Origin of the sequence: Enterococcus sp. NPDC086594 (assembly GCF_044746145.1) — a bacterium.
GTDB classification, from domain to species: domain Bacteria; phylum Bacillota; class Bacilli; order Lactobacillales; family Enterococcaceae; genus Enterococcus_D; species Enterococcus_D entomosocium.
This window is the reverse complement of record NZ_JBIVBP010000001.1, coordinates 452841-456248: the sequence shown is the minus strand read 5'-3', so window position 1 is coordinate 456248 and position 3408 is coordinate 452841. Positions and strand designations below refer to the sequence as shown.

The following is a 3408-nucleotide window of genomic DNA, read 5'->3' as shown; positions in this document are numbered from 1 at the left end:
AACCAAAATTGATGATCAAAGTGGAGAAGTCTTACAAGGAGCGGTCTTTGAGTTACAAGATAAAGATGGAACAGCTTTGCAGTCTGGGTTAACCACGGGCGTTGACGGAAGACTAGCGATCGAAGGTTTGGCACCAGGAACATATCAGCTGGTAGAAACGCAAGCACCGACTGGTTATGAGTTGGATGCAACACCAATAACTTTCAGAATTGAAAGTGAACAGGAAGCAGCAATATTTTTAATAAAAGAGAATAGAAAAAATTTTGATGAATCAGTTCCTAAAGACGAGTCATCGGGTAGTGGAAGTAAGTATCTGCCAAGAACTGGGGAAGATGTCATTGGGCAGCTCATAATGATTGCAATTGGGGGGATACTTGTTTTCTTTGCTATTAAATTTATGAAAAATGATAAATATGATCATGAATAAAGAGAGGGAAGTCCCTCATAAGTAAAGGGGGGAAAATTGTTGTGATCGATAAATTTACTAACCTAGAAACATACCTAAATGGTTTCGATGAAGAAACTAAGTTAAACCAAACTGATCAAAACGAAGTAAAAGCTTATATCGAAAGTCAACGGGAAGTTCTATGTATATTAATTGCGGAAATTTCGCAAGAGAATTTCTGGGAAGTATTCCCACAAATTTTGGGTATTGACTCAAGACTATCTATCATTTTTGATTTAATTAAATTTGATGAATTTTCTAGTGGTGAAATTATTAGTCTGGCTGAAAAAGACTATAAGAATTATTACAAAGAACTTTGCGGATATAGTAGGGGTGATCAATCATACCATACAATCATTTTTAACGTAACATGAAAATACTAGAATATGACAGATGAAGTCTATTCATAAGGAAAATCGGTAACCTTTTCAAGGGTGTCGATTTTTTTTCGAAGAAAACTATTTTAAGAGAATATAAGATTTTAAAGTATAGCTAATTTTCAATTGCTCATTTCTTAGCTCCTTCAGTTGCTTAATTAATTAGTTCAGAAAGCATTTCATTAAGAGGTCAACAGAGTATACCTTGGTGGTCTATTTGCCGATTGAATTATATAAACGTTTCTTGACGGCCAGATATGTTGAGCAAATTAGATTTCAAAAAAATAGAATGTGCATGATGAAATCGTTAAAAAGAGTGTTCAGAAAATGACTAATTTCTGAACACTCTTTTTAGATACTATGATTGATATGCATTATTATATTTTTGTGCCCATAAACTCATAAATTGTTAATTTTTAAATTAAAAATTAGGTTTATGATAATTATTACAAATCTTGAATGGTGTCATAAACTTAAAAGTTTTTGACTTCTCTTTTATTTTCTTTAAGATTTTTTAGAAGTCCTAAAAGTTGTACATGGGTGTTCAAATTTTACTTAAACTTTATATGTTGTTTTAGCTGTTAGCTATGTTAAGCAAAACTAAATTTGAAATATTATTAGTATGTTTACATAAAAAAATTCTGATACGGATATATCTTTAAATAAACTGAGGGAATCAGAAGACTATACAAAGGTTCTGTTCGATATATCTATTGGTCTTTATCATTTTTTTCATGTTTTCCTGAAATATTTGACATGTATATCAAGAAGTAAACTTGTATACTTTTAACAGATAGGCATGACTTTTCATAACAAATTAAGGTGAATACACAATTGATTTTATATGTGAAATATTAAACAATTGTTTTTGAAAATTCATTTGTTCAAAGAACAATAGCCATTCACATCGATATTAGAACATGATTCATAGGAATGAAAATTTTGCATTAATGAAAGGAACTCTGAGTAGTGATAAAGAAATTAGGAAATATGTTGTTGATTGGCATAATGACATTTGGACAACCTATGGCTACATTTGCGGATACTGTAATAGATGATTTTCAAGAACATCATCCAGATCAAGTCGATGTACTTAAAGAAGCGGAGAATAGTTCAGAAGATAGTCTTATTTTAGATGATGATAATATAGAAGATTCAAAGAATGTTACTAATGAAAATAGCAATGAAGAAATAAATCCACATCCAACATCAGGAACCTGGGGGACTACTAGGTGGGATGTAGACCTTGAAAGTCAGACGATAAGAATTTCAGGAGGAAGAGGAGGATCATCTGAACAAGCACCATGGTTCAACCGTAACTTTGATATAAATACAATTGTTTTTGAAGAGACAGTAGTATTACAACCAAGAGCAAGTTTTTTATTCAGTCAATTTAGAGGGTCCATTCAAGGATTAGAAAAATTGGATACCACTAATGTGACAGAGATGAGGGGCATGTTTCAAAATAGTTGGGAAACAAATTTAGATTTATCAAGTTTTGATACAAGAAATGTAAGAAATATGAATAATATGTTCGGTCATTCTAGAGTAACAGACTTAAATGTTTCAAGTTTCGATACAAGTAATGTTACAGATATGGGGGGGATGTTTCGAGATATTCCTGCAACCAGCTTAGACGTTTCAAATTTCGATACGAGAAATGTGAATCGTATGGATATTATGTTTTTCAATACAAGGATTACAAATTTAGACGTTTCAAGTTTTGATACATCTAAGGTCACAACTATGAGATACATGTTTTCTCAAACAAGGATGATTGATTTTGATGTATCAAATTTTGACACAAGTAACGTGGTTAATATGGAGCACATGTTCAGCAACTCTTTTGTAGAATCCTTAAATCTAATGAATTTCAATACAAATAAAGTTACAAATATGAGTAATATGTTCTTTCAATCACGCGGGTTGAGACAATTAGTATTAGGATCTAATTTCAGGTTTCTCCCCGGTGCTGCTCTAACCACAGTACCAAGTACTAGTGGATTTCTTGGTGTTTGGCAGTCAGTAGGTGATGGATCTATATCAAATCCTTTAGGAGAATTTCAATTTACCTCTTCTGAACTAATGTCAAATTATTCTGGAGAGACTATGTCTGATATCTATGTTTGGAAACCTAATTTGCCGGGTGGAAGAATCATAGTTTATTATGAAGATATAGATGGAATTGCACTATCGGAAGTTGTGATTATTAATGCTGGACAGATTGGTATGCCCTATACGACAAAGGCAAAGGATATTCCAGGATATTCTTTGCTAAAGGTCCCAGAAAATGCTAGTGGTGTATTTACGGCAGAAGAACAAGAAGTACGATATATTTATGAACGAACCGATGCCGCACCAGTCACAGTGAAGCACAAAGATTCCGAAGGGAATCAACTGGCAGAGCCAGTGATCCTAAGCGGGAAAGTCGGTTTGCCATATGCAAGTGCAGCCAAAGAGATCCCTGGTTGGTACGTGGCTGAAACACCAGACAATGCGTCAGGTACGTTTACGGAAGAAGCACAGGAAGTGGTATATGTGTATGAACGCAGCGATGCGGCACCAGTCACAGTGAAGCACAAAGAT

Annotated in this window: 3 protein-coding genes; all 3 read left to right on the top strand. The window is 33.7% G+C overall.

Translation table 11 applies throughout. The features are described from left to right. On the top strand, positions 1-427 hold a 427-nt coding region (locus tag ACIPK1_RS02090), incomplete at its 5' end, for a collagen binding domain-containing protein (protein ID WP_400449822.1). 41 nt (positions 428-468) lie between these two features. Continuing rightward, positions 469-819, top strand: coding sequence for a DUF7006 family protein (locus tag ACIPK1_RS02085; RefSeq protein WP_301405523.1), 351 nt, complete (start codon positions 469-471; stop codon positions 817-819). A 972-nt stretch (positions 820-1791) separates the two neighbouring features. Beyond that, positions 1792-3408 (top strand): BspA family leucine-rich repeat surface protein (locus tag ACIPK1_RS02080; RefSeq protein WP_400449819.1); only part of this gene is annotated, 1617 nt, incomplete at its 3' end.